The organism is Aquimarina sp. I32.4, assembly GCF_002924285.1.
Lineage (GTDB): Bacteria > Bacteroidota > Bacteroidia > Flavobacteriales > Flavobacteriaceae > Aquimarina.
Genome location: NZ_PGUB01000212.1, coordinates 1 through 2514 on the forward strand (window position 1 = coordinate 1; position 2514 = coordinate 2514).

4 protein-coding genes and 1 pseudogene are annotated in these 2514 nt (G+C 27.0%); all 5 read right to left on the bottom strand.

What is annotated here, in order from left to right:
* Positions 1–133: 133 nt before the first annotated feature.
* A complete protein-coding gene (locus CVD18_RS21965; protein WP_103867594.1) occupies positions 134–508 on the bottom strand; it encodes a hypothetical protein in 375 nt (124 codons plus the stop codon).
* Complete coding sequence (locus CVD18_RS21970) at positions 498–743, bottom strand: hypothetical protein (protein ID WP_103867595.1); 246 nt, start codon at positions 741–743, stop codon at positions 498–500. The genes CVD18_RS21965 and CVD18_RS21970 overlap by 11 nt, the downstream gene beginning before the upstream one ends.
* 248 nt (positions 744–991) lie before the next feature.
* Positions 992–1441: a hypothetical protein gene (locus CVD18_RS21975; RefSeq protein WP_103867596.1), complete on the bottom strand. Its 450-nt coding sequence runs from the start codon at positions 1439–1441 to the stop codon at positions 992–994.
* Between the two features lie 72 nt (positions 1442–1513).
* Positions 1514–2215 (bottom strand): toxin-antitoxin system YwqK family antitoxin, encoded by a 702-nt coding sequence (locus CVD18_RS21980; RefSeq protein WP_103867597.1) that lies wholly within the window; start codon positions 2213–2215, stop codon positions 1514–1516.
* Positions 2216–2302: 87 nt separating this feature from the next.
* A pseudogene (locus tag CVD18_RS22905) lies at positions 2303–2514 on the bottom strand (hypothetical protein); the annotation flags it as partial.

Consider the following 2514-nt stretch of genomic DNA (forward strand, 5'->3'; position numbering starts at 1 on the left):
TAGAAAGGTTTAATAATAAGAGAAAATATAGTGTTATGTGTTTCATAAATCATTAAGAATAATAGGTTCTTATATCACATCTCATTATCAAAGTACTATAACCAACAAAGTCTATTACAAAGAGTCTTATCAATTACTTTTCAGATATTAATTCTCCATTTTCATATTCCTCTTTAATAATCATATCTGTATCAGTATATTTAGTTATCCAAATTCCATTTTTTTTGCCTTTTTTATACTGTCCTGAAACTTCAATATTCAAATCGTTATCTGTACTTTTAAAAGAGCCAGATTTAATACCGTTTTTGTATGATACTATCTTAAACTCACTACTTTCATTTTCTTTCCAAATACCATTCTTTTTGCCTTTTTCATAATACCCTTCTTTAGAAAATGTATGATTGTCTGTATTCATATAATATCCATCAAGAACATCGTTTTTATAATTAGCTATAAAACTCAATTTTAAACCTGCAAAAAGGTTATGATAAGTTATCTCATTCCCCAACCTTTTTGCCTTTATTATATCGTTTTATTTCAACCCATTTAATTTTACCTTTTTCGGTTTTAGAAATTATACTAAAATTACCTGTCATTTTTTTAGTAACACCATCCTTAATTATTTCTTCGTACTCAAAACCTCTCAACTGAATAAAGCTAGAACCCTTTAAATCTTGCGAATAAGATTTAGCATAAATAAAGAATATAGCTATAAATATGTACTTAAAATTATTATTTCCCATGATACAATTTTGCTTCTTTTTGCAAAATCAATGACTATGCGATATGCAAAAGTGGTCAAAGAAATTTACTGTAATGAAATTGTTGAAAAACTTACTGATTTTAAAAAAAACTAAAACTATCTAAGTGTATTGGCTTAGGTAGGTATGTAATTAATATTCGTAAAAATGAATTACATCTTCTTATAGATTCGTTATAACCCTTACACTGTTTATTTATTACCAAATCTCATTTCTTTTCTAAAAAAGTATTATCTAGTGCAACTCCTAATTGATTCATAAAAACTTCTGTATTCATCATGATTTACTACGTCTCCTGATTTATCAAGGGTAACTAATTTACTTCTCTTGAACTTTTTAAATGGAACTATTTTTTTTGAGTACCCTTCAAACAATGCGATAATATGACTATTAGTGTTTATCATTTTTTTGTCATACATAAAAGAAAAATTACCATCAAAATTCGAATAAGCATTTACACATACAGAGTCATTGATAACTAATTTAATTGCTGCCAAAGCTATCATTTTTCCCTTTTCATCTTTAACAACACCTCCTGTAACATCTTCTCCCATTGGTGGTGGGTAGTCATGAGGATAGTATGAATCATCTTTATCTAAATCTGGAATTTCAGATAGACTAATTTGCGCTTTACAGGAGTATAATAATAAAACTACTAAGATTAAAATATACGATCTCATACCCAGTTATAATATTCTTTAATATCCTCTTGTATTACTAGCTGTTGCCAAACTATAAGTCTTAATTAAGGTTTAATCATTTAATAAAACCCCATTATTATAAATACTTTTTTTTATTGGATACCCCTTGCGATCATAAATAAGCCATACAGAATGTTTTTTACCATGAAGATAGAAACCCTTTTCTTTTAAGATACCTGTGCTATAATAGTAATCATAATACAAACCTGTTCCTTCTTTGAAATCTGTGTAATTCTTATATTCATCAGGGTATAAAGGATGTGGATCTATTGGGTGTAATATTCTACTATTAGTATCATAAACTTGATACTTTCCATTTAAAAAACCATTTGTATAATGTAAAACCTTAACAATAATATAATGGGGGTGTATTGGGGTCTTTATTTTTTTAAACCATTTACCCTCCTTTTTACCATCGATTATTTTACCTTCTAAGTAACCATAAGCGATAGGCGGTTCTTCACAATCTGCAATAACATCTTTATCAATTTCAGAAAACTCATGTAACCATATTTTGATTTCTGCATTTACTAATCTAGAATCTTTAAATTGATATAGACCATCTTTATTTACAGTTAATTGTAGATTGTCTGTTTTATCTTTTAAATCATAGTCTTTAATATCTAGAGATAAAAATAGGACATCCTTTTCCACCTCTTCAAGAGCTACTTCTTTGATCTGAACTGTATCTTTTTGAGCAGAACAACTAGAAAGGTTTAATAATAAGAGAAAATATAGTGTTATGTGTTTCATAAATCATTAAGAATAATAGGTTCTTATATCACATCTCATTATCAAAGTACTATAACCAACAAAGTCTATTACAAAGAGTCTTATCAATTACTTTTCAGATATTAATTCTCCATTTTTATATTCCTCTTTAATAATCATATCTGTATCAGTATATTTAGTTATCCAAATTCCATTTTTTTTGCCTTTTTTATACTGTCCTGAAACTTCAATATTTAAATCTTTATCTGTACTTTTAAAAGAGCCAGATTTAATACCGTTTTTGTATGATACTATCTTAAATTCACTACTTTCATTTTCTT

What these genes read in the sequence shown, in the direction of transcription:
- CVD18_RS21975 (WP_103867596.1), bottom strand. Translation starts at nt 1,441, where the DNA reads ATGAGATCGTATATTTTAATCTTAGTAGTTTTATTATTATACTCCTGT.
- CVD18_RS21970 (WP_103867595.1), bottom strand. Translation starts at nt 743, where the DNA reads ATGGGAAATAATAATTTTAAGTACATATTTATAGCTATATTCTTTATT.
- CVD18_RS21980 (WP_103867597.1), bottom strand. Translation starts at nt 2,215, where the DNA reads ATGAAACACATAACACTATATTTTCTCTTATTATTAAACCTTTCTAGT.